Consider the following 25,225-nt stretch of genomic DNA (forward strand, 5'->3'; position numbering starts at 1 on the left):
TCACCCCCTTGTCGGTCCCCGGGGACGCCCGGCATTCATCCCGACGCGGAGGACATTACGCCAAGGCTTGAAACGTCACCGACCTGTCGCGGGTCAAGATTCTTGGTGACCGGGCCAAAGCAGGCGCCCACCGGCTAACCATTCTGGCCCGATCTCGACCACGCCTTGCGGCGGGACGCTTTAAGAAGGACGGGCGCAACAGATCGGAAAGGGCATGGGGTGGGACGACGACTGGCGACATCGGCGCTTGTATTGAGCCTGGCGGCAGGGCCGGCCCTGGCTGCGCCCCGCGACGGGATGAAGGCGGTCTTCTCCGATATCGGCGCGCGCGAGCCCGGCTGCGCCGTCGCCACGGTGCGCCACGGGCGGATCGATTTCTCCGGCGGCTACGGCCTGGCGGACCTCAAGCAGGGCAAGCCGATTGACGCGGACACCGTCTTCGACGCGGCCTCGCTGTCGAAGCAGTTCACCGCCTTCGCCGCCCTGTGGCTCGAGAAGAAGGGCCAGATCTCCCGCAAGGATTCGGTCCGCAAATATGTGCCGGAGTTGGGCCCCTACGCCCAGAAGGTCACGATCGGCGACCTGATCCACCACACCAGCGGATTGAGGGACGCGATGTCCATCGCCCTCATCTCGGAGCGGCAGGGCGGCCATGGACTGAATCTCACGGACGACGAGATGATCGCCCTCCTGGCCCGCCAGCAGGGCGGCGAGACGCCGCCCGGGTCGGAGCAGATGTACAGCAACTCCGGTTACCGGCTGCTGGCCATTGCGATCCAGCGGGCGAGCGGCCGTTCCCTGCAATCGATCCTGTCGGAAGCCGTGTTCGAACCGCTCGGCATGACCTCGACGGCGATCGGCGAGCCGCCCGCGTCCGCGCGGGATCGGGCCGCCATCAGCTATCGCAAGACCAAGACCGGGTTCGACCCCATCGCCTTCACCACCCCGCTGTGGATCGGCGCGGGCGGGGTCAGGACCACCGCCCACGACTTCGCCCTCTGGATGGAGAACTTCTGGACCGGCCGGGCGGGCGGCAAAGACCTGATGGCGGAAATGGCGACCGTCCCGGCCCTGTCGAACGGCGAGCCGAGCGACTACGCCGCCGGCCTCACCGCGGCCGACTATCGCGGCCTGGCCCGACTGGAGCACGGCGGTTCCGTGGATGGGTTCCGGCACAAGATGGCGGTCTATCCGGCGCAGCGTTTCGCCGCCGTGGTGCTTTGCAATCGCGCGGACGCGGCGACCACGCCCAGGATCGACGCCGTCTCGGACGTCTATCTCGGCGCCGCGGCCCGGACGCCGAAGGCGCTGACCACCGAGATCCAGGAGCTGCGCGCGCCGGACAATGTGGCGGTCGCCCAGGCGCCCACCGGCTTCTATCGCGACCGGCGCTATGGCGAATACCTCCGGATCCTGCCCGGCGGGGTACTCAGCTACCGGGGCGAGACACGCAAGCTCCAGGAGGCGGCGCCCGGCGTCTATCGCGCGGACGAGCTCGCGGCCTTCCCCGGATTCCAGATCTATATCGGCTTCAAGGCGGACAGCCTGAACATGGCCTATGGGGGCGAGCTCGACCGTTTCGACCACGTTCCCGACTGGGCGCCGGGGGATCTGTCCCGCTTCGTCGGGACCTATTGGAGCAATGAGGCCCAGGCTCATCTCAAGATCGAACTGCGCGACGGCGTCCTGGTGAGCCAGATCGCCGGCCGCTCCGTTCCGCTGTCGCCCGGGCGGCCCGGAGAATTCATCTATGGTCGCGGCGCTGTGGACGTCCCCGCCGAGGGACCGGCCGACCAGGTGACGCTCCAGGTCTTCGGGCTGCGCGGCATTCGCTTCGACCGTTCCGCGGCGGGGGCCCAATGAGCCTCGGTCCGCTGAACCTGCTGGCCGACTATCCCCTGGTCTGGCTCGTGTCGCCCGGGGCCGCCCCGCAGGCGACCCTGACCCCCGTCGTCGCCGAGAGCACGCCGTCGGGATACGTCCTGCGGGGGCACCTGCCGCGCCGCCATCCCCATGTGGAGATCCTGGCGCGCCAGCCCGAGGCGACGATCCTGGCGCTTGGCCCCAACGCCTATGTCTCGCCGTCCTGGCTGGAGGACCTCACCCAGGCGCCGACCTGGAACTATGCCGCCTTGAAGATCGACGCCACCGTGCGCCTGCTGACGGACGCCGCGGAGACAGAGGCCGTGCTGCGGGATCAGATCCGTCGGTACGAGGCGTCCGGCCTCCAGCCCTGGTCGGAAGCGGCGATGGGGCCGCGCTTCCAAAGCCTGGCGCAGGCTGTGATCGCCTTCGAGGCCCACCCCACGACCACGGACGCCCGCATGAAACTGGGCCAGAGCGATCGCGACGACGTCTTCCGCCAAAGCCTGACGGCCTTGGAGGGCCACCCCATCCACACCTGGATGGTCGACCACAATCCCGGACGGCGCCCATGAGCCGGCTTCGCGCCGCCGCCCGCGCAACGCTCCTCGCCGCGGGGCTCTGGGCCTCGGCCGCGGGCGTGAGCCTGGCGGGCGCCGCGCCTTCGGCCGGCGACTACCGCCTCGTGGACCGCATCCCCGCCGGCGACGGGAGTTTCGACTACATCAGTCTCGACGCGGCGAGGGGCCGCCTGTTCATCGGCCGCGACGACAGGGTCAGCGCCATCGACCTGGCGCCAAGGCGCTCTGTCGACCGCCTCCTGGCGGGGGACACTGTCCACGCCAGCCTGGTCCTGCCCGGCGGCCGCGTGCTCAGCACCCTGGGCGGCGCCGATGAAGCGGTGCTCTTCGACGGCGCGACCGGCGCGGTCCTGGCGCGGGCCGCGACCGGCGATCACCCGGACGCGGCGGCCTATGATCCGGCCACCGGCTCCGCCTGGGTCGCCGACTATCTGGGCGGCGACATGACCGTGCTGGACGCGCGGACCGGCCGCGCGACGGACCGGATCGCCCAGGTCGGCCCGCACCCGGAGTCCCCCGTCGCGGACGGACACGGACGGCTCTTCGTCAACACCGGCTCGGGCGAGGTCCATGCGGTCCTGGTGATCGACACCCGATCGCGCAAGGTCACGGCCCGATACCCGCTGACCGGATGCCGAAGCGCCTCGGGCCTGACCTATGTCTCGCGGAACGACTCCCTGGTGTCGGTCTGTCGCAACGGTCTGGCGATCGCCCTGTCGGCGCGCGACGGTCGCGAGCTGGGCCGGGTCACGATCGGCGGCGACGCCGACGGCGCCCTGTACGACGCGGCCCGCGGGCTCGTGCTGATTCCGTCCGGCGAGGCCGGCGTGCTTGAAGTGCTTCGGCCGGGCGGCCCACAGGGCCTGGCCCGCGTCGCCGCCGTGCCGACCCGGGTGGGGTCCGCGACCGCCGCCCTCGACCCCGGCACCGGACGGGTCTACCTGCCGAGCGCCGACTTCGACCCGCCGGCGCGGGAAGGCGACGACCCCGTTCCCCGGCCAGGCACGTTCCAGGTCCTGGTCCTCGCGCCCCCGGACGCCGCACCCTGACCCGACCCGCGAGCAACTTGGCCCGTCAGGCCGCGGGCCTCATGCCTCCAAAGGTCTAGGCTCAATCCTCTGGCGGTGGACGAGGCGAGCATGATCGGCGCGGGTTCTGGGGCGGAGGACGCCATGGCGGGAGGCGGGCCCGCAGGCCGTGACGCCGCGCGGGCGCAGGATCCCAGGTCGTGACGGCGCGCCCTCTCTTGCGGGCTCACCGGCTGGTCAGCCTGATCGTCGCGGCGCTTTGGGTCTTGCAGGCGCTCACCGGCCTCGTCCTGGTGTTCCGTGTAGAGATCGATAACGCCCTCACCCCCGGCGCCACGGCCAGGCTGGACCCTGTGGCCCTGGACCAGGCCATAGTCGGCCTGTCGAAGACGCTTCCCCATCCCGTGGACTCCTTGACGGTGGCCGACCGGTCCGGGGGCCGGTTCGACGCCTTCGACGCCGAGGATCGACGCATCGCCCGCCTGACCGGCCGCGGCGAGGTCCTGGCCCTGGAACCCGGTCTGCGCGCCGCCGCGCGGCTCGACGCGCTGAAGAGCCTGCACGAGTCCCTCTGGCTCGGCGACGCGGGAACCGCCCTGATCGGGTTGAGCGGAATTCTGCTGGTCAGCAATATCGTCCTGGGCCTGACCATGGCCTGGCCAGGCCTGGGCGGGCTGAGGCGCGCCCTCCTCCCCAAGGCCGGCGGCGGCGGCCCGGCGCGGACCTTCGCGCGCCACCGGGCCCTGGGCCTCTGGTTCGCCGCCCCCGCTCTGATCCTCGCCCTCGCCGGCGTCGCCATGGCCCTGGGAGACCCCTTGTCGGACCAGTTGGGAGCCGGCCGCCCCCGGCCTCAGACGCCGCCGGCCCGCGAGGCGCCTGTGGAGACGCTGCCCCAGGCGATCAGGACCGCACAGGCGATCTATCCCGGGGCCCGCATATCCGTGATCAACCTGCCGAACCCGGACCGCGCCTGGTACCGCATGCGCCTCAGACAGGCCGGGGAGCTGCAACATTTCTATGGCGCCACCGAGCTGTTCGTGGACGCCCGCACCGGAAAGGTCCTCGCCAATTATGACGGCCTCCGCGCGCCGCAGCCGCGCGCCCTGTTCGACGCCTTTTATCCGATCCACACGGCCGAGGCCCTCGGGCCGGTCGGGCGTCTTCTGTCGGCGGCGTTCGGCGCCTGGGTGCTGGGGATGGCGGCTCTGGGATTAAGTCTATGGTGGGGACGGCGGCGCCTGACGCGTCGTGGATGAGGTCTCCCCCGACGCACGGGGCGTATCAAAAGGGGCGGCGCGCATGAGGCCAGGACTGACCAACTGGGTGCTCCTCGGCATGGTGCTAGGCGTGGCGGTGGGCCTGGCCTGTCATCACGCCGTCGGCGCCCCCGAGGGCCGCGAGGCGATCGCCGGCGGCTTTGCGGTCGTCACGACCCTGTTCATGCGCGGCATCAAGATGCTGATCGCCCCTCTGGTGTTGTCGACCCTGCTGGTCGGGGTGGCCAAGATGGGCGATGGCGCCGCCATCGGACGGATCGCCGCCAAGGCGATGCTTTGGTTCATCCTCGCCTCCGTGGCCTCCATGGGCGTCGGCCTGGCGGTGGTCCAGACGCTCAAGCCAGGCGCCGGGCTGGATCTGGCCGCCGCCGCCGGGGCGGCCGGCTTGAAGGCGCCGCCCATGAGCGTCGCCAATCTCATCATCCACATGGCGCCGAGCTCGATCATCGACGCCATGGCCAATAACGCGGTGTTGCAGATCGTGGTCTTCGCCCTCGTCGCCGGGGTGGCGCTGGCCCATCTGGGCCAGGCCGGCGCGGAGCTGCTGCGCATCGCCGAGGCGGTCAGCGCCCTGATGCTGCGGATGACCCGCTATGTGATGGCGCTCGCCCCCGTCGCGGTCTTCGCGGCCCTGGCCCAAAGCCTCACCGTGCACGGGATCGCCATTGTCGGGACCTATGCGGCCTATGTCGGCGGCTACTATGTCGCCCTGGCCCTGCTGTGGTCGCTCTTGCTGGGCGCAGGCGCCGTGGTCCTGGGGGCGAGGTCGCAATGGCGGCTGCTGAAGGCCATTCGCGAACCCATGCTCATCGCCTTCTCGACCACCAGTTCCGAAGCCGCCTTTCCGAGCCTGCTGGCGCGGCTGGAGGGTCAGGGCGTGCCGAACCGTATCGCCAGCTTCGTCCTGCCCCTCGGCTATTCGTTCAATCTCGACGGGGCCATGTGCTACGCGGTCTTCGCGTCCATGTTCATCGCCCAGGCCTATGGGGTGCGGCTTTCGCCCGCCGAGATCGTCCAGCTCCTGCTGCTCCTGTTCATCACCGGTAAGGGCATAGCCAGCGTGCCCCGCGGCTCCCTGGTGGTCGTGGCCGCCACCCTGCCCCTCGTGCATCTGCCCGAGGCCGGCGTGGCCCTTATTCTGGCCGTCGATCACTTCCTGGACATGGGCCGCACGGCGACCAACACCATGGGCAACGCCATCGCCGCGTCCGTTGTGGCCAAATGGGAGCGCGGCGCGCCGGGTCCGGAGGACGTCGCCGGGATCAGCGAGACCGGTCAGGCCTGACCCTGCTCGGCGAAGACCTGGACAAGGGTCTCGACGAACGCCGCGGTCGCCCCGGACGGCGCTCGGTCGTCCAGATGGACGCATTGGACCCTGAAGCGGACGGCCGGCGCCAGCGGCCGAAATCGGATCTGATCATCGATCGCCGAGCGGGCCGTATACTCATCGACCACCGCCATGCCCGCGCCATGCCGCACCAGCGCCGCGGCGACATAGTAGGTGTGCACCGAGATCACCTCGGCGAGCCCGAGGCCGTGGGTTTCCATCTCGGCGGAGACGAGCGCCCCGACCGGGCCGCTCCCGACAATGCCGATCACGTCCCGCCCCTCAAGGACGGCGAGATCGAGCGCCTCGGGCGCCTCGGGCAAATCGGCCTCCCGATAGAGCAGGCCCACCCGACCAATAGCCATGTCGACCAGGGTCAGCCTCGGATGGGGCGGCGCCTCGAAGGCCACGACGATATCGCTTTCCCGCTCATAGAGGACCTTGAGGATCTCCGAGTGATGGACGGTCCGAACGTCGAAACTGACCTGGGGGTATCTCCGGCGGAACCGCGCGATGGCCTGCGGCGCGATCCCCAGCCCCAGCGACGGAACCACCGCGAGCCGGATATGGCCTTCCCCGCCGCGCTTCAGGTTCCGGGCCGTGATCTGCAGCGAGCCGATGCGGCCATAGAGCTCGTCCACCTCGCGGAACAGGGCGTGGGCCTCGTCGGTCGGCGCAAGGCGGCCCTTCACCCGCCGGAACAGGGCGTAGCCCAGGCGGCTCTCGGCATGCCGCAGCACCTTGCTGACCGACGGCTGGGAGACGTGGAGGCTCTGGGCCGCCCCAATGACCGATCCGGCCGTATAGACCGCGTGAAACACCTCGATATGCCGCAGGCTCATCGGCAAGGCGGCGGCTCCGTCGGTCGGCGGATGACGAGCTAAGGCTGGCTCGCCAAGGGCGCAAAGGCGACCGCCTCGACCTCAACGGCGGCGTCGGCCACCAAACCGCTGATCACCACGGACCGCGCTGGATAGGGGGCCTGAAATATCTCCTGGTAGGCCAGATTGAAGCCCGCCGCATGACCGGGCTCGGTGAGCCAGGCGGTGACCTTGACCACATCGGCGGGCCGGGCGCCGGCCTCCGCAAGGACCGCGACCAGGTTGGCGAGGGCCTGGCGCGACTGGGCGACGCTATCGCCCCCGATCAGCGCCCCGGCGGCGTCGCGCGGCAGCTGACCGGAGACGAAGATCAGATCGCCCGCCCGGCGGAAGCGGCTGAGCGGCGGGGCGGATGGGGCGGTGGGCATGGAGAGGTCCTTCTGACGGTCAGTTCGGCGGGTCGCCGACGACCAAAGCGGCGGCGCGCTCGGCCGAGCCCATGGCCAGGGTCCAGCCCAGGGCGCCATGGCCGATGTTCAGCACCAGCCGCTCGCGCGCCTTGGCGATGATCGGGGTGGAGGTGGGCGTCATGGGTCGCAGGCCGCCCCAGCCGGCGCCCGCCTGATCATAGGCGGCGGCGTCCGGAAGCGATGCGCGGGCGGCGGCCGTCAGGGCGGCCATCCGGCGTTGCGGCGCCTCGGCGCGGTGCGCGCCCAGCTCGGCGCCGCCGGCGACCCGGATCTGTCCGGACAGGGCGCAGAACACGATCTTGCGCTTGGCGTCGGTGACGCTGACCCGGGGCGGCGCGGGACCGCGGGGCGCCGTGAAGGAGTAGCCGCGCATCGGAAGGATCGGCGCCCTGACGCCCAGGCTAGCGAGCAACGGCCCGGTCCCGACGCCTGTGGCGACCACCAGGGTGCGACCCGACACCCGGCGGCCGCACCGGCCCGTCACAACCGCGCGGTCGCCGGACAGTCGCGCCTTGGCGATGTCCAGCCCGAAGACTGTGCGCACGCCATAGGTCCGCTTGAGGTGGTCGAGCAGTCCTTCGCAGAAGCGACGCGGATCGCCCACCTCATCCCCCGGCGAATGGACCACGCCGTACAGGCCGCGAGCGCCCGCGAGCGCGGGCTCAAGGGCGCGCGCCTCGCCAGGGCTGAGCACCTGCTGCACGGCGCCGTGGTCGGCCTTGAGCCGGACCATCTGTTCGGCGGCCGCGAGGGATTGGGCGTCGAAATACATATGCATCTTGCCCGGCGCAGCGTGGCCGAACGCGATCGGGTGGCGCTGCAGGAGGGCGTGAAGCGCAGCCTGGGACTCCAGGGCCAGCTTGAGGGTCGCCAGGGTGTTGGTCCGAAAGCCCGCCTCGGTGGAGGCCGCGAGGAACCTCAAGCCCCAGGCGATCAGGGCGGGATCGAAGTTGGCCGTGACCTTGAACAGGGGATCGGCGCCCAGCAGCAGGCTCGGCAGCCGCGCGACCAGCGAAGGGCTGCCGAGCGCATCCGTATAGGCGTAGCTGAGCTGCGCCCCGTTGGCGAAGGACGCGCCCTGGGCCGGCCCGGCGTTGCGGTCGACCAGGACCACGGACAGTCCCCGCCGCGCCAGGGCGTAGGCCGTCGCCACCCCCACCACGCCGGCCCCGGCGACGATAATGTCGCAAACCCCCTCCTCGCCGCCGTCCATGCGCTATCCGTCCGTTGCCCAAGTGTCGGGCCGCAGGGCTAGCCAAGACCGGGCGGCCTGGCGACGCACGCAGGTGTCGGCGCCCTATGCCCTGCGGCTATGGGAGGGCCGGCGCGGCCGCACTCAGGGCGTCGGGCGCCTCGCGCACGACAACGCGCTGAGCGAAGTTCCCGCCCGTCCGGACGGCCACGCTTTCGCCACAAGGGCGGCGCTTTCGACCTTCAGCGAGGTTTTCGCGACGCCGGGCTTTCCGACGGCCGCGGACTGCTATGTTATACAGTATGAGTTTGGACGAAGGCGGCCGCGCGGCTCCTGTTGAGCAAAGCGAGCCGCCCTGTTGCCGTTCACGACCCCATCGCCCAAGGGATCCTGGCTTGCGATCCTGGCCTGTGCGGCGGTGGCCGGCTGCGCGGTCGGTCCCGACTTCAAGCGCCCGACGCTTCCGCCAGGGGCCGGCTATGCGACCGTGCCGGCTCAGGCCACGGCGGACGCGCCAGGGGTCCTGGGCGGGACCTCCCAGACCTTCACGCCGGGCGGCGAGCTCAGCGGCGACTGGTGGACCCTGTTCCACTCCACGGCCCTCAACGCCCTGATCGACCAGTCGCTGAAGGCCAGCCCCGACCTCAAGGCCGCTCAGGCCGCCCTGAAGGTGGCGCGTGAGAACACCCGCGCCCAGCGCGGCGCCTTCCTGCCCAGCGTCAGCGCCAGCTATACGGCCAACCGCGCCCGCACCTCCGACCCGGCGCCGGCCTCGGCGGACAGCGCCGCCACCGCCAACCTGTTCACGCCCCAGGTCAGCGTCGGCTACGCGCCCGACGTCTTCGGCCTGAACCGTCGCACCCACGAGTCCCTCAAGGCCCAGGAAGAGGCCGCCCGCGACCAGATGCTGGCGACCTATCTGACGCTCACCTCCAACGTCGCCAACGCCGCGATCCAGGAGGCCTCGCTCAGGGCGCAGGTCGAGGCGACCCGCGAGGTCATCGCCATCAACGCCAAGATCCTGGAGACGGTCAGCTACCAGGCCGACAAGGGCTATGCGAGTCAGGCCGAGGTGGCCGCCCAGCGCGCCCTCTTGGCCCAGGCCCAGGCCGGCCTGCCGCCCCTGCTCACCCAGCTGGACCAGCAGCGCAATCTGCTGGCCGCCCTGACCGGCCGCTTCCCCAACCAGGCGCCGGATCAGGCGGTGGATCTCGCCGGCCTGACCCTGCCGCCAGACCTGCCGCTGAGCCTGCCCGCCGACATCATCCGCCGCCGTCCCGACGTGCTGGCGGCCGAGGCCAATATGCACGCGGCCAGCGCCGGGATCGGGATCGCCATCGCCAACCGCCTGCCCAATCTCGACCTCACCGCCGACGCCGGCCGCTCCAGCCTGGCGTTCGCGCGCGCCTTCGGGTCCGGAGGCGGGTTCTGGAACCTGGGCGCGGCGGTGACCGCGCCGGTCTTCCAGGGCGGCGCCCTGATGCACCAGGAGCGCGCGGCCAAGGCGGCCTATGTCCAGGCCGCCGAGCAGTATCGCGGAACCGTGCTGACCGCCTTCGAGAATGTGGCCGACACCCTGTCGGCCTTGCAGCATGACGCCGACGGCCTGAAGGCCGCGTCCGCCGCCGCCGAGGCGGCCAAGGTCAGCCTGGACCTGTCGGAGCGCCAGTGGCGCGACGGCTATGCCAGCTATCTCGCCCTGCTCGGCGCGCAGCAGACCTATCAGCAGGCGCGGATCAGCCTGATCCAGGCTGAGGCCAGCCGCTTCGCCGACACCACAGCCCTCTATCTGGCCCTCGGCGGCGGCTGGTGGCGACGGGCGGACTATTCCGGGGACAAAGATGCTCACTGATCCGCCCAATCGCGCGCGGCGCGGCGCCTGGCGCGCCCTGGTGGTGGCGACCGCGGCCGGCGCGCTGCTGGCCGGGTGCTCGCCCAAACCGCCGCCCCCGCCGCCCGTGGCGAAGAACGTCACCCTGACCGCCGCCCAGCGCCAGCACATCCGCCTCTACACCGTCGCGGCGGGCGCCTTCAGCAGGGCCGTCGAGGCGACCGGCGTGGTCGACTTCGACAACGACCAGGCCACCAGCGTGCTCGCCCCCTTCTCCGGCCCGGTGTCCCAGGTCCTGGTCCAGCCCGGCCAGCATGTCGCCAAGGGCCAGCAGCTCGCCCTGGTCGCCTCGCCCGACTTCGCCGCCGCCGTCACCGCCTATCAGAAGGCGCTCGCCACCGCGGCCACGACCCGCCGCATCGCCGACGCCGACAAGGACATCGCCGCCCACAACGGCATCTCCCAGCGGGAGGCCCTGCAGGCCGAGACCGACGCCGCCAACGCCGCCGCCGACCGTGATGCGGCGCTGCAAGCCCTGGTCTCCCTCGACGTCGATCCCCAGACCGTGCGCGACATCCAGCAGGGCCGGCCGGTCCCGCGCATCGCCGGCGTCATCCGCGCCCCCATCGCCGGCACCGTGGCCGAAAAGCTGATCACCCCCGGCCAACTGCTCCAGGCGGGGACGACGCCCGCCTTCACCGTCGCAGATCTCTCCCGGGTCTGGGTCATGGCCCAGGTCTCTGATGCGGACCTCGAGGCCGTGCATGTGGGCGACGCCGCGGAGGTGCTGTCCAGCGCCACCGCCCGCGACTTCACCGGCGTGGTCGACAATGTCTCGGCGCTGGTGAACCCCGACACCCGTTCGGTGGTGGCCCGGGTCGTGGTCTCCAATCCGGGCGACCTCCTGAAGAAGCAGATGTATGTCCGGGTCCGCATCCATTCGGCCCGCCCGACCACCGGCCTGCTCGCCCCCACCTCCGCAATGCTGCGGGACGATGAGAACCTCTCCTTCGTCTATGTCGCCCTGCCCGACGGCAGCTTCGCGCGCCGCCACGTGACGCTCGGCGACCGCACAGGTGACCAGTACGCCATCGCCGAGGGCCTCAAGGCCGGCGACCAGGTGGTGGTCGACGGGGCGCTGTTCCTCCAGTTCATGGAAAGCCAATGAGCGAGCCGTCGTCGGGGAGCGAGCCCGCGCCGCGTCCGGCGTCGGTCATGAACCGCATCGTGGGCTTTGCGCTCGCCCAGCCGCTGTTGATCCTGGTGATCACCCTGATGCTGGTGGGGGTCGGCGTGCGCTCCCTCACCCGCCTGCCGGTCGACGCCTATCCCGACCTCTCCCCGCCCAGCGTCGAGCTGATCACCCAGTGGCCGGGCCACGCGGCCGAGGAGGTCGAGCGCCTGATCACCGTGCCGATCGAGCGCGGTATGAACGGCGTGCCCAAGACGACCACGACGCGCTCGGTCTCGCTCTATGGCCTCAGCGACGTGGTGCTGAACTTCAAGGACGGGACGGACAACAACTTCGCCCGCCAGGAAGTCTTCAACCGGATGGGCGACCTGGAACTGCCCGACGGGGTCGCGCCCTCGGTCTCGCCCCTGACCTCGCCCTCCGGCCTGATCTATCGCTACGTGCTGCAGAGCCCGGATCGCTCCCCCATGGAGCTCAAGACCCTGGAGGAATGGACGGTCGAGCCGGCCTTCCGCGCGGTGCCCGGGGTGGCCGACGATTCCGGCTTCGGCGGCGGGACCATGCAGTACCAGGTGGTGCTGGACCAGGCGAAGCTGGCGGGCGTCGGCCTGTCGGCCCAGCAGGTGGAATCGGCGCTCGCCGCCAACAACGGCAACGCCGGCGGCGGCTTCTATTCGCAAGGCGGCCAGTTCTATTACGTGCGCGGCGAGGGCCGCCTCACCACCGTCGAGGACATCGGCAAGGTCGTGCTGGCCGTCCATGGCGGCGTGCCGGTGCTGCTCAAGGACGTCGCCAAGGTCCAGATCGGCATCGCCCCCCGGCTCGGCCAGTTCGGCTACGAAAAGCAGGATGACGCCGTCGAGGGCGTGATCATGCTGCGCACCGGCGAGAAGACCCAGGACGTGCTCAGGGCCGTGCAGGCCAAGACCCAGGAGCTGAATGATCTGGTCCTGCCCAAGGACGTGAAGATCGTCCCCTTCTACGACCGCACCGACCTGATCCACCTGACGACCCACATCGTCATGGAGAACCTGGTGCGCGGCATGCTGCTGGTCGTCGTGGTGCTGATCTTTTTCCTCTACGACGTCCGCGCCGGGATCATCGTCGCCACCACCATCCCGCTGGCCCTGCTGTTCGCCTTCGTCTGCCTGGACGTGCAGGGCGCCTCGGCGAACCTGCTCTCCATCGGCGCCGTCGACTTCGGCATACTGGTCGACGGCGCGGTGGTGATGGTCGAGAACATCTTCCGCCAGATCGCGCTGCGTGAGGGCGCGCCGCTGGATATCCGCGGCGTGGTCCGCGACGCCGCCGCCGAGGTTGACCGGCCGCTGTTCTTCGCCGTCGCCGTGATCGTGGTCAGTTTCCTGCCGATCTATGTGCTGTCGGGGCCCTCGGGGATCCTGTTCAAGCCGATGGCCGACACCATGGTCTTCGCCCTGGTCGGCTCCCTGGTCATCACCCTGGCCCTGCTGCCGGTGCTCTGCGCCTGGTTCATGCGCCAGGGCGTGAAGGAGCGCCGCAACCGCATCTTCGAGGCCATCAAGGACGCCTACGCCAAGGGCCTCGACGCCTGCCTCGCCCATCCCTGGCGGACCACCGGGATCACCGGGGCGGTGCTGGCCGCCTCCCTCTTGCTGCTGCCCTTCATCGGCGGCGAGTTCATGCCGCAGCTGGACGAAGGCACTTTGTGGGTCCGGGCGACCATGCCCTACACCATCTCCTTCGATGAATCGGCCAAGCTCGCGCCCAAGATCCGCGAGATCCTGCGCAGCTTCCCGGAAGTGACCCTGGTCTCCTCCGAGCTCGGCCGGCCGGACGACGGCACCGACGCCACCGGCTTCTTCAATGTCGAGTTCTTTGTCGGGCTGAAGCCCTATTCCCAATGGACGGGCGCCTATCGGACCAAGGCCGGCCTGATCAAGGCGATCAACGACAAGCTGACCGCCTTCCCGGGCGTGACCTTCAACTACACCCAACCCGCCGAGGACGCGGTCGACGAGGCCGAGACCGGCCTGAAGAGCGCCTTGGCCGTGAAGGTTTTCGGCTCGGACCTCAAGACGCTTGAGACCAAGGGCAAGGCGATCAAGCAGGTGCTGCAGCGTGTGCCCGGCATCCGCAACGTGACCCTGGTCCAGGAGCTGGGCCAGCCCAGCCTGGCCATCAAGATCAACCGCGACGCCATCGCCCGTTATGGCCTGAACGTCTCCGACATCAACGGCCTGATCCAGACCGCCATCGGCGGCGATGTCGCCACCCAGGTGGTGCAGCAGGAGAAGGAGTTCGACCTGATCGTCCGGCTCGATCAGAAGTATCGCGACAATCCCGAGGAGATCGGGAACATCCTGGTCGCCACGCCGGATGGCCAGCAGCTGCCCTTGAAGACCTTCGCCGACATCGGCGTCGTCGATGGCGCGGCCTTCGTCTACCGCCAGGACAATTCCCGATACATCGGCGTCCAGTTCTCGGTCGAGGGCCGCGACCTGGCCAGCGCCGTCGGCGAGGCGATCAAGCAGGTGAACGCCAAGGTCGATATGCCCCGCGGCTACCGGCTCGACTGGGGCGGGGAATATTCCGAATACACCGCCTCTCGGGCGCAGCTGGGCGTGATCCTGCCGCTGACGATCTTCATCATCTTCTTCCTGCTGTTCATGCTCTACGCCAACTTCAAGTTCCCCTTCATCACGGTGGCGGGGGTCTTGCTGTCGGCGCCGGTGGGCGGACTGATCGCCCTGTGGCTGACCGGCACGCCGTTCTCGGTCTCGTCGGGCGTGGGCTTCCTGGCCCTGTTCGGGGTGTCGGTGCAGACCGCGGTGGTGTTCATCTCCTATGTCAACGAGCTGCGCCGGGACGGCATGCCGCTCGACCAGGCGGTGCGGGAGGGCGCGATCCTGCGGCTTAGGCCGATCATGATGACCGCCCTGGTCGCAGCGCTCGGCCTGTTGCCCGCGGCCCTCGCCACAGGGGTGGGCACGGACTCCCAGCGACCCTTCGCCCTGGTGATCGTCAGCGGCCTGTTCTCGCGCCTCCTGATCAGCATCTTCCTGATGCCGGCGCTCTACATGCTGGTCGCCCGACCGGATGACCGCCTGGAGGTCTAGAGCCGGTCGCGCAGGGCGTACCAGCTCAGGCCCGCCACGGTGAGCGGCCAGCGCAGCCAGCGCCCGCCCGGGAACGGCGGGACCGGCAGGCGCGCCAGGAGCTCCACCCCGGCGGTCTCGCCCAGCGTCGCGTCGGCCAGCAGCTTGCCGAAATAGGGCGCCAGCATCACCCCCTGGCCCGAATAGCCGGCGGCGATCGTCACGCCGGGCGCGAGCGTCCGCACATAGGGAACGCGGTGAGTGGTGATGCCCAGCGTCCCGCCCCAGGCGTGGGTGATCTTCACATCGGCCAGCTGCGGATAGACCTTCAGCATGTGCCGCCGCACGAAGCCGGCCAGGTCGCGCGGGAAGCCCGGCGAATAGTTCTCGCCCCCGCCGAACAGCAGCCGGCCGTCTGGGCTCTTGCGGTAGTAGTTGACCACGAAGCGGGTGTCGGCGACCGCGGCGTCCGAGCGGAGGATCGTCTCCGCACGCGCGCCCAGGGGCTCGGTCGCCAGGATGAAATTGTTGATCGGCATGACCCGGGCGTTGGCCGCCGGCCCCGCCAAGTCGTCCAGATAGCCGTCGCCCGTCAGGATCAGCTGGTCGCAGACCACCCGCCCGCCGCCGGTCTCGACCAGGATCTTGCCGCCCTCGCGCCGCCCGGCCCGCGCGGCGCTGCGTTCATGGATCACCGCCCCGGCGCCGATCGCCGCTTGAGCCAGGCCCAGCGCCAGGTTCAGCGGATGCAGGTGGCCGCCGGAGCGGTCGATCATGCCGCCGAAATAGACCTCGGTCCCCAGCTCGGCCGCCAGCTCCGCCTTGCCGATCAGGGCCAGCTGGTCGTCGCCATAACGGGTGGCCATGAAGTCGATGTGGCGGGCGTCCTCGTCAGCCCCGCCCGGCCGGTGCCGCGCATGGATCATGCCCGGCCGCCAGTCACAGGCGATGGCGTGGTCGGCGATCAGGGCCATCAGGTGGGACCGCGCCTGCCCCGCCAGCCGCCACAGGGCCAAGGCGTCGTCGCGGCCGACGGCCTTTTCCAGCCAGGCCTGGTCCCGGCGCTGGCCGGTATGGACCTGGCCGCCGTTGCGCCCGGAGGCGCCGGACCCGACCTCTGCCGCCTCCAGCACCAGGACCCGAGCGCCGCGCTGCGCCAGTTCGAGGGCCGCGCCCAGGCCCGTATAGCCCGCCCCCACCACGCAGACATCGGCCCGCGCCGCCCCCGCCAGCGGCGGCAGGGGCGCGAAGGGCGCAGCGGTGTCGGCGTACCAGGACCCCGGCGGATGGCCGGTGTTACGCATCAGACGTTCAGCAGCAGGAACTCCCGCTCCCAGGGGCTGATGGTCTGCATGAACACCTCGTACTCGGCCTGCTTCACCCGGTCATAGGCCTGGCAGAAGGTCTCCCCCAGGATCTCGACCAGGGGCTTGGCCTCGGCGAACAGCCGCAGGGATTCCGTCAAGCTGCGCGGCAGCTCGATGCCTCGCGCGCTGGCGTCGGTGTCCACCGGCGCCGTGGGCGACAGATTGTGGACCATGCCCAGATAGCCGGCCGCCAGGGTCGCGGCGATCGCCAGATAGGGATTGGCGTCCGAGGACGGGATGCGGTTCTCCAGCCGCCGGTTCTCCGGATCGGAGGGCGGCACGCGCAGGCCGCAGGTGCGGTTGTCATAGCCCCACTGGGTGTTGACCGGCGCCCCGCTGCCGCGGGCGATGCGGCGGTAGGAATTCACATAGGGCGCCAGGATGGCCATGATCGCCGGCAGGTATTTCTGCTGGCCGGCGATGAAGGCGTAGAACAGCGGCGTCGCCTCCCCGGTCTTGGGATCGGAGAACAGGTTCGATCCGTCCTCCGGGCTGACGATCGACTGGTGAATGTGCATGGCCGAGCCGGGCTCGGCGGCCATCGGCTTGGCCATGAAGGTGGCGTAGATCTCGTGCTCCAGCGCCGCCTCGCGGATGGTGCGCTTGAACATGAACACCTGGTCGGCGAGTTCCAGCGGATCGCCGTGGCGCAGGTTGATCTCCATCTGGGCCACGCCGCTTTCGTGGATCAGGGTGTCGATCTCGAGCCCTTGCGCCTCGGAATACTCGTACATGTCCTCGAACAGCGCATCGAACTCGTTGACCGCGCTGATCGAATAGCCCTGGCGCCCGGTCTCGGGCCGGCCGGACCGGCCGATGGGCGGGCGAAGCGGATAGTCCGGGTCGGTGTTCTTCTCGACCAGATAGAACTCCATCTCCGGCGCGACCACTGGCGACCAGCCGCGCTCGCGATAGAGGGCCAGCACCCGGCGCAGCACCTGGCGCGGGCTCTCCTCCACCGGCCGGCCGTCCGGATGGAAGGCGTCGTGGATCACCTGGGCGGTCGGATCATGCGCCCAGGGCACCACGGCCAGGGTCGCGAAGTCCGGGGCCAGGAAGATGTCGGTGTCCGACTGCACCGAGGTCACCACCCCCTCGAACTCTGGAAAGTCGCCGGTGATGGTCTGGTAGAACACCGCCAGCGGCAGGTTCATCTGGGGCGCGCCCAGGAACTTGCGCACCGGCATGATCTTGCCGCGCGCCACCCCGGCCAGATCGGGCGCCATGCACTCGATCTCCTCGATGTTCTGGCGCGCGAACCAGGCGGCGGCCTCCTCGATATTGGCGACGCCGCGGGTGACCCCTTCCCGCTTCTTGGACTTCTTGGACTTGGGCGCCTTCATGCGGCGGCCTCCGGTTTCAAGGCGCGGAGCAGGGGCTCGGCCTCGTCCAGCGACTTGCGGATGATGGCGACCAGGTCGTCGATCTGGGCGTGGGTGATGATCAGGGGCGGGCAGCAGACGATAGTGTCGCGGATGCCCCGCACCATCAGGCCATTGGCGATGCAGCGGTCACGGACGATCGGGCCCGCCTCGCCTTCCTTGTCGAGGAAGCGGTGATTGGTCCCCTTCTCGCGCACGATCTCCACCGCGCCGATCAGGCCGAGAGAGCGGGTCTCGCCGACCAGCGGGTGGTCGTTCAGAGTGGCGAGCGCCTTGGCCAGATAGGGTCCGGTGTCGAGGCGGGTGCGCTCGATCAGGTTCTCGCGCTCCATGATCTCGAGATTGGCGATGGCGACGGCGCAGGCGGTCGGATGGCCGGAATAGGTGAAGCCGTGGATGAAGTCCCCGCCCTTCTCCTTCAGCTCGGCGACGATGTGGTCGGCCACGCCGACGGCGCTAATCGGCAGGTAGCCGGAGGACAGCCCCTTGGCCATGGCGATCATGTCCGGCTTGATCCCGTAGTGATGGTGGCCGAACCAGTGGCCCAGCCGCCCGAAGCCGCAGATCACCTCGTCGCAGACCAGCAGGATGCCGTACTTGCGGCAGATGGCCTCGACCTTGGGCCAGTAGCTGTCCGGCGGGATGATCACCCCGCCCGCGCCCTGAACCGGCTCGCCGATGAAGGCGGCGACGTTCTGCGGGCCGACCTCCAGGATCTTGTCCTCGATCGCCTGGGCCGCCCGGGCCGCGAAGGCCTCGGGATCCTCGCCGAAGCCCTCGCCGAAATGGTAGGGCTGCATGACGTGCTCGACGCCCGGGATCGGCAGGTCGCCCTGCTCGTGCATGTGCTTCATGCCGCCCAGCGACACCCCGGCGACGGTCGAGCCGTGATAGGCGTTCCAGCGGCTGATGAAGATCTTGCGCTGCGGTTCGCCCTTCAGTTTCCAGTAGTGGCGCGCCAGGCGGAACACCGTGTCATTGGCCTCCGATCCCGACGAATTGTAGAAGACGTGGGTCAGGTTCCCGCCCATCTTCTCGGCGATCTTGGCGGCCAGCCGCACCGCCGGCGGCGTCGCCGTCTTGAAGAAGGTGTTGTAGTAGGGCAGCTCCAGCATCTGCTCATAGGCGGCCTTGGCGAGCTCTTCGCGGCCATAGCCCACGTTCACGCACCACAGGCCGGCCATGCCGTCGAGCAGGGTGTGCCCGTCCCCGTCATGGATGTAGCAGCCGTCGGCGCGGGTAATGATGCGGCTGCCGCCCAGCTCGGCGATGACCTTGTGATCGGCCTGGGCCGGCAGGTGGTGGGCGAGGTCCAGGCGCTTCAGTTCAGCGATGTCGTGGTTGCGGATGGGAACGGTCACTGGGGGACTCCTGGCGTTTCGTCGACGAGCGGCGCGCCTCTCAGGGCGCGTCCGAAAACTTGGAAGAAGGTCTGGCTCTGGGGGTGGGCGTCGGTGCGCCACTCCGGATGCCACTGGACGGCAAGCAGGGGCGCGCCATTGATCTGGGCCGACACAGCCTCCACCACTCCGTCCGGCGCACGAGCCTCGACACTGAGCCCAGCACCCAGGCGATCGACGCCTTGATAGTGGACGGAGTTGACGGTTGTGCGATCGCACCCGAAGGCCCGCGCCAGCACCCCGCCGGGGGTCAGCTCGACCGGGTGGAGGTGGTCGAACATCTCGTTGAACCCCGCCTCGTCCGGGGCGTGGTGGGCGATCAGCTCCTCGGCCTCGGCCATGTCGCGGCGCAGGGAGCCGCCGAAGGCGACATTGATCTCCTGGAACCCGCGGCAGATGCCGAACACCGGCCGGCCCAGGTCGAGCATGGCGGCGATCAGGTCGCGGGTCATGGCGTCGCGGGCAGCGTCGAAGGGCCCGGGCGCATCATCCATCGCCTGGCCATAGGCGGCCGGATCGAGGTTCGAGGGGCTGCCGGTGAGCAGCAGCCCGTCCAGGCGCGGCGCGACCTCCGAGGCCTTCATCAGCTCGGGCATGGACGGGACCAGCAGGGCCGCGGCGTCGGCATAGCGCATGGCGTGGGCCACATAGCGGTTCATCACCGCCTGGGCCGGTTCGATCCCGACCGTCCGGGTGCAGCAGATGACGCCTGCGACCGGCCGGGTCATGATAACAGCACGGCCGGCGAACAGGCGTGCCAACAGAGCCAGACCGCTTCGCCCAGCGCGAAGTCCTCCTGGTCCCAGCGGGTCAGGTTGGTGCGCTTGACCTTGATGCGGCGACCGCCCTCGATCTCGACCTCATAGATGCTCTCGCCACCCAGATAGGCCTCGTGGCGGATCACGCCGGCCAGGGCGTTGGCGCCCTGCGGCGCGTCGCCCAGGTTGGGGGCGACCGACCCGTCGGGCCGCTTGCGCAGTTCGATCTTCTCCGGCCGCAGCGCCGCCCAGATCACCCCGCCGCTGGCGCCCGTGACCCCGTGATCGAGGAAGATGTCGGTCGCTACGTCCGGCGATTTGATGACCGCATGGTCCGGCTCGTCCACCGCCAGCACGCCCTCGAACAGGTTCACGGTGCCGATGAAATCCGCCACGAACCGGCTGTTGGGGAACTCATAGAGGTCGTTGGGGCTGGCCACCTGCTGCAGCAGGCCGCGGTTCATCACCGCGCAGCGCGAGGCAAGCGCCAGCGCCTCGTCCTGGTCGTGGGTGACCATGATGAAGGTGATGCCGACCTTCTCCTGCAGGGTCGAGAGTTCCGTGCGCATCTGCTCGCGCAGCTTGGCGTCGAGCGCCGACAGGGGTTCGTCGAGCAGCAGAACCCGCGGCCGCTTGACCAGGGCGCGGGCGAGCGCCACGCGCTGGCGCTGACCGCCCGACAGCTGGTCCGGCTTGCGCGCGCCCAGCCCGCCCAGCTGCACCAGCTCCAGCGCCTCCTCGACCCGGCGCTTGCGCTCGGCCGCGGGCACGCGGTCGACCTTCAGCCCATAGGCCACATTGTCGGCGACGGTCATGTGCGGGAACACGGCGTAGGACTGGAAGACCATGTTCACCGGCCGCTTGTTCGGCGGGACGGCGGAGATGTCCTGCCCGTCGATCAGGATGCGCCCCTCTGTCGGGGTCTCGAACCCGGCCAGCATGCGCAGCAGGGTGGTCTTGCCGCAGCCCGAGGGACCCAGCAGCGAGAAGAACTCGCCCTCCTGGACGGACAGCGAGACATTGTCGACGGCGACCATCTTGCCGAAGCGCTTGGTGATGTTCTCGAAGGTGATGATGGGCGGCTTGTCGGACATGGGCGTTCTCAGGACTTGTCGGCGGGCGCGTGGCCGGCGGTCACGGCCGGATCGCCCTGCAGCCGCAGGGCCACCGCCGTCAGGATCACGGTCAGCACGATGAGGATGGTCGAGGCCGCATTGACCTCGGGCGTCACCGAGAAGCGGACCATGGAATAGACCTTCACCGGGAAGGTCACGGTGTCGGGGCCCGCCGTGAAGAAGGTGATGACGAAGTCGTCCAGGCTGAGCGTAAAGGCCAGGAGCGCCCCGGCCACCAGCGAGGGCGCCATGTGCGGCAGGATCACGTCGACGATGGTCCGCCACTCACCGGCCCCGAGATCCCGGGCCGCCTCCTCCATCTCGCGATTGAAGCTGGCCATCCGGGCCCGGACCACCACCGCCACGAAGGGGAAGGAGAACGAGATGTGGGCGATGATGATGGCGCCCAGGTTCAGCGGCCAGATCAGGCCCTGGGGCCAGGGCATCACGCGGGCGAAGAACACCAGCATGGCCACGCCCATGCAGATCTCCGGCACCACGATCGGCAGGGCGAGCGCTCCGTCCAGAACGGTCTTGCCGGGAAAGCGGAACCGCCACAGCACCAGGGCGACCATGGCCCCCAGCGCCAGGCTGACCACGGTCGAGACCGCCGCGATGGTCAGCGAATTGCCGAAGGCCTCGATCAGCGAGGCGTCGTGGAAGGCCTTGTCGTAATATTTGAGGGTGAAGCCCTTCCACACGATGTTGCGGCGGCTGTCGTTGAAGCTGAACGCCATCAGAGCGATCAGCGGCACATAGAGGAACAGGCCGACGGCGGCGAGCCAGGCCTGCATCTGCCAGCGCCGCAGATATTCCAGCGGGCCGACGGGATATTTCCGCGCCTTGGCCATCAGCGGGCCTCCGGCGACTTGCGCGACATCAGGGCCTGGATCGCTATGGCGATGAAGGTCAGGTACATCAGCACGAAGGACAGGGCCGCCCCGAACGGCCAGTCATTGGCGCGCTTGAACTGGCGCTCGATGACATTGGCGATCATCTGGCTGTCGGGCCCGCCCAGCAGGTCCGGGGTCAGATAGGCGCCGAGCGCCGGGATGAAGGTGATCAGCACGCCCGATGCAATGCCCGGCAGGGCGAGCGGCACGACAATCCGGAACAGGGTGCGCATCTGGCCCGCGCCCAGGTCGAGGCTGGCCTCCAGCAGCGAACGGTCCAGCCGGTCCAGCGCTGAATAGAGCGGCAGCACCATGAAGGGCAGGTGGACATAGACCAGGCCCAGGATCACCGCGAAATTGTTGTGCAGCAGCTCCAGCGGCTGGAAGTCGCCGATGGGCTTGAGGCCCAGCAGGGCCGCGACCATTCCGCCCCCATGCCACAGCCAGCCCAGCGACATGTTGATGTAGCCCTCGGTCCTCAAGACCGCGATCAGGGCGTAGGTGCGGATCAGGAGGTTGGTCCAGAACGGCAGCATGATCAGCAGCAGCAGCCAGGCCTTGGCCTTCTCGGACGCGAAGGTGATGGCCAGCGCGACGGGGAAGCCCACCACCAGACAGAGGCCGGTGGTGAGGCCCGCCACCCAGGCCGACTTGATGAAGATCTTCAGATAGAGGGGTTCGATCGCCCGCGCGTAGTTGGCGAAGGTGCCGGTGAACGAGATCTCGGTCAGGCCGACATTGCGGCCGAAGCTGTAGGCCCAGACGATGCCGAGCGGCACGAGGAAGAACAGCACCAGCCAGAACAGCGGCGGGCCCAGCGCGGCGGCGAACACCGCCTTGGCCTTGGTCCAACTGACCTCCATCAGGGTCTCCTGAAGTTCGGCGGCGGCATCACGCCCCCTTCTCCCCTTGCGGGAGAAGGTGTCGGCGCAGCCGACGGATGAGGGGTCTCTCAGATCTGTCCGCGATCGGCCCAGCCAGAAGCGCGGCGAGGGGAGCGAGACCCCTCACCCGACCCTGCTTCGCAGGGCCACCCTCTCCCGCAAGGGGAGAGGGAGAACCAATGGCTGAGCTCATCGCCTAGGCCGCCCGGACCCGGGTGATGACCTCTTCGTAGAGGCTGGCCTTCTCGGCGCTTTCGAAGCGCCGTACTCGCACTTGGCCATGATGTCGGCGGGCGGGAAGATGACCGGATTGTTCTTGTAGCTGTCCGGCATCAGGGCCTTCGCCGCCGCATTGGGCGTCGGGTAGAGGATGGTCTTGGTGATCTCCGCGCCAGCCGTCCCGTCCAGGATGTAGTTGATGAAGGCGTGCGCATTGTTCGGCCGCGGCGCCCCCTTGGGGATGCACAGGGTGTCGGAGTTGAGCAGGCTGCCCTCCTTCGGCACCACGAAGTCGAGGTCCGGGTCCTCGCGCATCACCTGGGCGATGTCGCCGTTGTATTCCAACACCAGGTCCACATCGCCGGCGGCCAGCATGTCCTGGCCATTGTCATCGTGGAACGCCTTCACGAAGGGCTTCTGCTTGATCAGCATCTTCTCGATCTCGGCGACGAGCTCGGGCGGGATGTTGTTGACCGAATGGCCCTTGTACTTGGCCGCCAGCCGGATCAGGTCGGCGCTCTCGGACAGGAGCGCGATCTTGCCTTTGTACTGGTCGCTGTCGAACAGGTACTTCCAGCTGTCGGGAACCCCCTTCACCTTGCTCTTGCGATAGCCGATGCCGAGCACCAGCCAGGTGTAGGGCATGGAGAACTTACGCCCCGGGTCATAGTCCGGGTTCAGGAACGCCGGATCGATGTTCTTCATGTTGGGGATCTTGGAATGATCCAGCGCCTCCAGCATGCCGGCCTGGCTCATGCGGGTGACGAACTCGTTCGACGGCACGATCACGTCGAAGCCCGGATTGCCCGCCTTCAGCTTGGCGAACAGTTCGTCATTGGTGGCGAACAGGCTCATGCTCACTTCGACGCCCGAGGCCTTCTTGAAGTCGGCGAGCGTCGTGGCGCCGATATAGGTGTCCCAGTTGTAGAAGTTGAGCTTGGGCTCCTCGCCCCCACCCTTGGTGGCCGCCTTGGGACTGCAGTCCGTCAGGCTGAAGCCGACGGCCGCGGCGCCCAGCGCCGTCAGGATCGAGCGCCGGGACGCCCCGCCGCGATGCGAATTGGTCTGGCTCATGGCCCTTCGAAGCTCCCTCGCTATGTCGTCCGACAGCATGGCGGACACGGCCCGCCGTTCAGTTCAACCCAAGCCTCTCATCCCGCGCGGCGCCCTCAGGCGTTGCGCAGATACCAGTCAAAATCGAGCGCGGTGACCACCTCGAAGAACCGCGCCTGCTCGGTGCGTTTCACCTTCACGAACATCTCCACGAAGCGCTCGCCCAGATAGTCGGCCAGCACCTCGCTGGCCTCGAACAGGTCGACGGCGGCGAACCAGTTGGAGGGGAGCCGCACGTTCTCCTTGGCCGCCGCCGCATAGCCGTCGCCGACCACGGCAGGGCCGGGATCGATCTTGTTCGTGATGCCGTAGTGGGCGCAGGCCAGAAGAGCGGCCAGCACCAGGTACGGATTGCCGTCGGCGCCCGCGACGCGGTGCTCCACATGCCGGGTCGGCGGCGGCCCGGCCGGCACGCGCAGCGAGACCGTGCGGTTGTTGACGCCCCAGGTCGGCGCCACCGGCGCATAGGAATTGGCCTTGAACCGGCGATAGCTGTTGGCGTTGGGCGCCAGGATCGCCATGCAGTCGCCCATCAGGGCCTTCATGCCGCCGATGGCGTGCTTCAGCAGGTCCGAGCCCTCCAGCTCCTCGCTGGCGCAGAGATTATTGCCCGCCGCGTCATTGACGCTGACATGGACGTGGAAGCCGTTGCCGGCGCGGTCCGACCAGGGCTTGGCCATGAAGGTGGCCTCGCAGCCGTGACGCAGGGCCACGCCCTTGGCGGCGCGCTTGTAGATCAGGGCGTCGTCGGCGGCGGCCAGGGCGTCGGGCTTGTGCTTGAGGGTCAGCTCGACCTGGCTGGGGGCGAATTCCGAGATCGCGCCTTCCAGCGGCACGTCCAGCACGTCGGCCGTCGCCCACAGCTCGCGCAGGAACGGGGCGATGGCCTCCAGTTCCGGCAGGCCGTAGACCTGGATGCCGTCGGGGCGGTGGCCGGTCAGGGGCGACTTCGGCGGCTGCAGGTCGCCGCTGGCGGTCCGCTCCAGGTCGACGAGGTAGTATTCCAGCTCGCAGGCCACGACCGGGGTCAGGCCGTCGGCGGCGAACCGGTCGAGCACCCGGCGCAGGACATGGCGCGGATCGAGATCGTTGGGCGTCCCGTCCAGCTCATAGAGCGACAGCATCACCTGGGCCATGTCGGGGCCGAGCCAGGGGGCCAGCTTCAGGGTCCCGGGCACGGGCCGGGCGCGACGGTCGGCGTCGCCGTCCTCCCAGACCAGCCCCGTGTCCTCGCAGTCCGCGCCCTGGGTGTCGACCACCAGCACCGAGCCGGGCAGGAAGCGGCCATAGTCATAGATGGCCTGCAGCTCGTGGATCCGCAGGCGCTTGCCGCGCGGCACCCCCGTCATGGAGGTGAAGAACACCTCGACGAACTTCACCTCCGGATGGGCGGCGAGGAAATCGCGGCATTCCTGGGGATCGGCGACCATGGGGG

Annotated in this window: 19 protein-coding genes and 1 pseudogene; 8 read left to right on the forward strand and 12 right to left on the reverse strand. The window is 69.3% G+C overall.

Going from position 1 to position 25,225, the window contains the following annotated elements; translation table 11 throughout:
- Nucleotides 1-252 precede the first annotated feature (252 nt).
- The 5 genes from MQH10_RS02250 (at nt 253) to MQH10_RS02270 (ending at nt 6,034) form a co-directional block, all read left to right on the forward strand.
- Nucleotides 253-1,863, forward strand: coding sequence for a serine hydrolase domain-containing protein (locus MQH10_RS02250; RefSeq protein ID WP_242562448.1), 1,611 nt, complete (start codon nt 253-255; stop codon nt 1,861-1,863).
- Nucleotides 1,860-2,438, forward strand: a complete 579-nt coding sequence (locus MQH10_RS02255) for an FMN-binding negative transcriptional regulator (RefSeq protein WP_242562449.1) — start codon at nt 1,860-1,862, stop codon at nt 2,436-2,438. The genes MQH10_RS02250 and MQH10_RS02255 overlap by 4 nt, the downstream gene beginning before the upstream one ends.
- Nucleotides 2,435-3,493 (forward strand): YncE family protein, encoded by a 1,059-nt coding sequence (locus MQH10_RS02260; RefSeq protein WP_242562450.1) that lies wholly within the window; start codon nt 2,435-2,437, stop codon nt 3,491-3,493. The genes MQH10_RS02255 and MQH10_RS02260 overlap by 4 nt, the downstream gene beginning before the upstream one ends.
- Before the next feature lie 179 nt (nt 3,494-3,672).
- Nucleotides 3,673-4,728, forward strand: a complete 1,056-nt coding sequence (locus MQH10_RS02265; protein ID WP_242562451.1) for a PepSY-associated TM helix domain-containing protein — start codon at nt 3,673-3,675, stop codon at nt 4,726-4,728.
- A gap of 43 nt (nt 4,729-4,771) precedes the next feature.
- Nucleotides 4,772-6,034 carry a dicarboxylate/amino acid:cation symporter gene (locus tag MQH10_RS02270; RefSeq protein WP_242562452.1) on the forward strand — a complete coding sequence of 421 codons (1,263 nt, stop codon included), beginning with the start codon at nt 4,772-4,774 and terminating at the stop codon, nt 6,032-6,034.
- Here the strand turns inward: MQH10_RS02270 and MQH10_RS02275 are convergent.
- The 3 genes from MQH10_RS02275 to MQH10_RS02285 are packed head-to-tail and all read right to left on the reverse strand — an operon-like array spanning nt 6,025 to nt 8,580.
- Nucleotides 6,025-6,918, reverse strand: coding sequence for a LysR family transcriptional regulator (locus tag MQH10_RS02275; RefSeq protein WP_242562453.1), 894 nt, complete (start codon nt 6,916-6,918; stop codon nt 6,025-6,027). The genes MQH10_RS02270 and MQH10_RS02275 overlap by 10 nt on opposite strands.
- Nucleotides 6,919-6,956: 38 nt before the next feature.
- Nucleotides 6,957-7,325, reverse strand: coding sequence for a RidA family protein (locus MQH10_RS02280; protein ID WP_242562454.1), 369 nt, complete (start codon nt 7,323-7,325; stop codon nt 6,957-6,959).
- Nucleotides 7,326-7,344: 19 nt separating this feature from the next.
- The gene (locus MQH10_RS02285) at nt 7,345-8,580 is read right to left on the reverse strand and encodes an FAD-dependent oxidoreductase (RefSeq protein ID WP_242562455.1); all 1,236 of its coding nucleotides are present in this window, start codon (nt 8,578-8,580) and stop codon (nt 7,345-7,347) included.
- A 337-nt stretch (nt 8,581-8,917) separates the two neighbouring features.
- Between MQH10_RS02285 and MQH10_RS02290 the strand changes: the two genes are divergently transcribed.
- Genes MQH10_RS02290 through MQH10_RS02300 form a run of 3 tightly spaced genes read left to right on the forward strand, consistent with a single transcriptional unit; the run spans nt 8,918 to nt 14,680 of the window.
- Complete coding sequence (locus MQH10_RS02290; RefSeq protein ID WP_242562456.1) at nt 8,918-10,411, forward strand: efflux transporter outer membrane subunit; 1,494 nt, start codon at nt 8,918-8,920, stop codon at nt 10,409-10,411.
- Entirely contained in the window at nt 10,401-11,558 is a 1,158-nt protein-coding gene (locus tag MQH10_RS02295; protein ID WP_242562457.1) for an efflux RND transporter periplasmic adaptor subunit, read from the forward strand. The genes MQH10_RS02290 and MQH10_RS02295 overlap by 11 nt, the downstream gene beginning before the upstream one ends.
- Before the next feature lie 47 nt (nt 11,559-11,605).
- Nucleotides 11,606-14,680, forward strand: coding sequence for an efflux RND transporter permease subunit (locus MQH10_RS02300; RefSeq protein ID WP_242562458.1), 3,075 nt, complete (start codon nt 11,606-11,608; stop codon nt 14,678-14,680).
- Here the strand turns inward: MQH10_RS02300 and MQH10_RS02305 are convergent.
- The 9 genes and pseudogenes from MQH10_RS02305 to MQH10_RS02345 all read right to left on the reverse strand — a co-directional run bounded on the left by MQH10_RS02305 (nt 14,677) and on the right by MQH10_RS02345 (nt 25,220).
- Nucleotides 14,677-15,963 (reverse strand): NAD(P)/FAD-dependent oxidoreductase, encoded by a 1,287-nt coding sequence (locus MQH10_RS02305; RefSeq protein ID WP_242562459.1) that lies wholly within the window; start codon nt 15,961-15,963, stop codon nt 14,677-14,679. The genes MQH10_RS02300 and MQH10_RS02305 overlap by 4 nt on opposite strands.
- Nucleotides 15,963-17,369, reverse strand: coding sequence for a glutamine synthetase family protein (locus tag MQH10_RS02310; RefSeq protein ID WP_242562460.1), 1,407 nt, complete (start codon nt 17,367-17,369; stop codon nt 15,963-15,965). The genes MQH10_RS02305 and MQH10_RS02310 overlap by 1 nt, the downstream gene beginning before the upstream one ends.
- Nucleotides 17,366-18,769: an aspartate aminotransferase family protein gene (locus tag MQH10_RS02315; protein WP_242562461.1), complete on the reverse strand. Its 1,404-nt coding sequence runs from the start codon at nt 18,767-18,769 to the stop codon at nt 17,366-17,368. The genes MQH10_RS02310 and MQH10_RS02315 overlap by 4 nt, the downstream gene beginning before the upstream one ends.
- Nucleotides 18,766-19,536: a gamma-glutamyl-gamma-aminobutyrate hydrolase family protein gene (locus tag MQH10_RS02320; RefSeq protein WP_242562462.1), complete on the reverse strand. Its 771-nt coding sequence runs from the start codon at nt 19,534-19,536 to the stop codon at nt 18,766-18,768. Before MQH10_RS02320 ends, MQH10_RS02315 begins: the two co-directional genes overlap by 4 nt.
- Nucleotides 19,533-20,660 carry an ABC transporter ATP-binding protein gene (locus tag MQH10_RS02325; RefSeq protein ID WP_242562463.1) on the reverse strand — a complete coding sequence of 376 codons (1,128 nt, stop codon included), beginning with the start codon at nt 20,658-20,660 and terminating at the stop codon, nt 19,533-19,535. Before MQH10_RS02325 ends, MQH10_RS02320 begins: the two co-directional genes overlap by 4 nt.
- 8 nt (nt 20,661-20,668) lie before the next feature.
- On the reverse strand, nt 20,669-21,532 hold the full coding sequence (locus MQH10_RS02330; RefSeq protein ID WP_242562464.1) for an ABC transporter permease: 864 nt from the start codon (nt 21,530-21,532) through the stop codon (nt 20,669-20,671).
- Nucleotides 21,532-22,437 (reverse strand): ABC transporter permease, encoded by a 906-nt coding sequence (locus MQH10_RS02335; RefSeq protein WP_242562465.1) that lies wholly within the window; start codon nt 22,435-22,437, stop codon nt 21,532-21,534. The genes MQH10_RS02330 and MQH10_RS02335 overlap by 1 nt, the downstream gene beginning before the upstream one ends.
- 217 nt (nt 22,438-22,654) lie before the next feature.
- A pseudogene (locus tag MQH10_RS02340) lies at nt 22,655-23,751 on the reverse strand (ABC transporter substrate-binding protein).
- A 95-nt stretch (nt 23,752-23,846) separates the two neighbouring features.
- Entirely contained in the window at nt 23,847-25,220 is a 1,374-nt protein-coding gene (locus tag MQH10_RS02345) for a glutamine synthetase family protein (protein ID WP_242562598.1), read from the reverse strand.
- Nucleotides 25,221-25,225 lie beyond the last annotated feature (5 nt).

The organism is Phenylobacterium aquaticum (assembly GCF_022695515.1).
Taxonomy (GTDB): domain Bacteria; phylum Pseudomonadota; class Alphaproteobacteria; order Caulobacterales; family Caulobacteraceae; genus Phenylobacterium; species Phenylobacterium aquaticum.

Excerpts from the sequence above, each read along its gene's own strand:
- MQH10_RS02255 (WP_242562449.1), top strand. The coding sequence starts at position 1,860 with ATGAGCCTCGGTCCGCTGAACCTGCTGGCCGACTATCCCCTGGTCTGG.
- MQH10_RS02260 (WP_242562450.1), top strand. The coding sequence starts at position 2,435 with ATGAGCCGGCTTCGCGCCGCCGCCCGCGCAACGCTCCTCGCCGCGGGG.
- MQH10_RS02270 (WP_242562452.1), top strand. The coding sequence starts at position 4,772 with ATGAGGCCAGGACTGACCAACTGGGTGCTCCTCGGCATGGTGCTAGGC.
- MQH10_RS02275 (WP_242562453.1), bottom strand. The coding sequence starts at position 6,918 with ATGAGCCTGCGGCATATCGAGGTGTTTCACGCGGTCTATACGGCCGGA.
- MQH10_RS02280 (WP_242562454.1), bottom strand. The coding sequence starts at position 7,325 with ATGCCCACCGCCCCATCCGCCCCGCCGCTCAGCCGCTTCCGCCGGGCG.
- MQH10_RS02285 (WP_242562455.1), bottom strand. The coding sequence starts at position 8,580 with ATGGACGGCGGCGAGGAGGGGGTTTGCGACATTATCGTCGCCGGGGCC.
- MQH10_RS02295 (WP_242562457.1), top strand. The coding sequence starts at position 10,401 with ATGCTCACTGATCCGCCCAATCGCGCGCGGCGCGGCGCCTGGCGCGCC.
- MQH10_RS02300 (WP_242562458.1), top strand. The coding sequence starts at position 11,606 with ATGAACCGCATCGTGGGCTTTGCGCTCGCCCAGCCGCTGTTGATCCTG.
- MQH10_RS02305 (WP_242562459.1), bottom strand. The coding sequence starts at position 15,963 with ATGCGTAACACCGGCCATCCGCCGGGGTCCTGGTACGCCGACACCGCT.
- MQH10_RS02310 (WP_242562460.1), bottom strand. The coding sequence starts at position 17,369 with ATGAAGGCGCCCAAGTCCAAGAAGTCCAAGAAGCGGGAAGGGGTCACC.
- MQH10_RS02320 (WP_242562462.1), bottom strand. The coding sequence starts at position 19,536 with ATGACCCGGCCGGTCGCAGGCGTCATCTGCTGCACCCGGACGGTCGGG.
- MQH10_RS02325 (WP_242562463.1), bottom strand. The coding sequence starts at position 20,660 with ATGTCCGACAAGCCGCCCATCATCACCTTCGAGAACATCACCAAGCGC.
- MQH10_RS02330 (WP_242562464.1), bottom strand. The coding sequence starts at position 21,532 with ATGGCCAAGGCGCGGAAATATCCCGTCGGCCCGCTGGAATATCTGCGG.
- MQH10_RS02335 (WP_242562465.1), bottom strand. The coding sequence starts at position 22,437 with ATGGAGGTCAGTTGGACCAAGGCCAAGGCGGTGTTCGCCGCCGCGCTG.
- MQH10_RS02345 (WP_242562598.1), bottom strand. The coding sequence starts at position 25,220 with ATGGTCGCCGATCCCCAGGAATGCCGCGATTTCCTCGCCGCCCATCCG.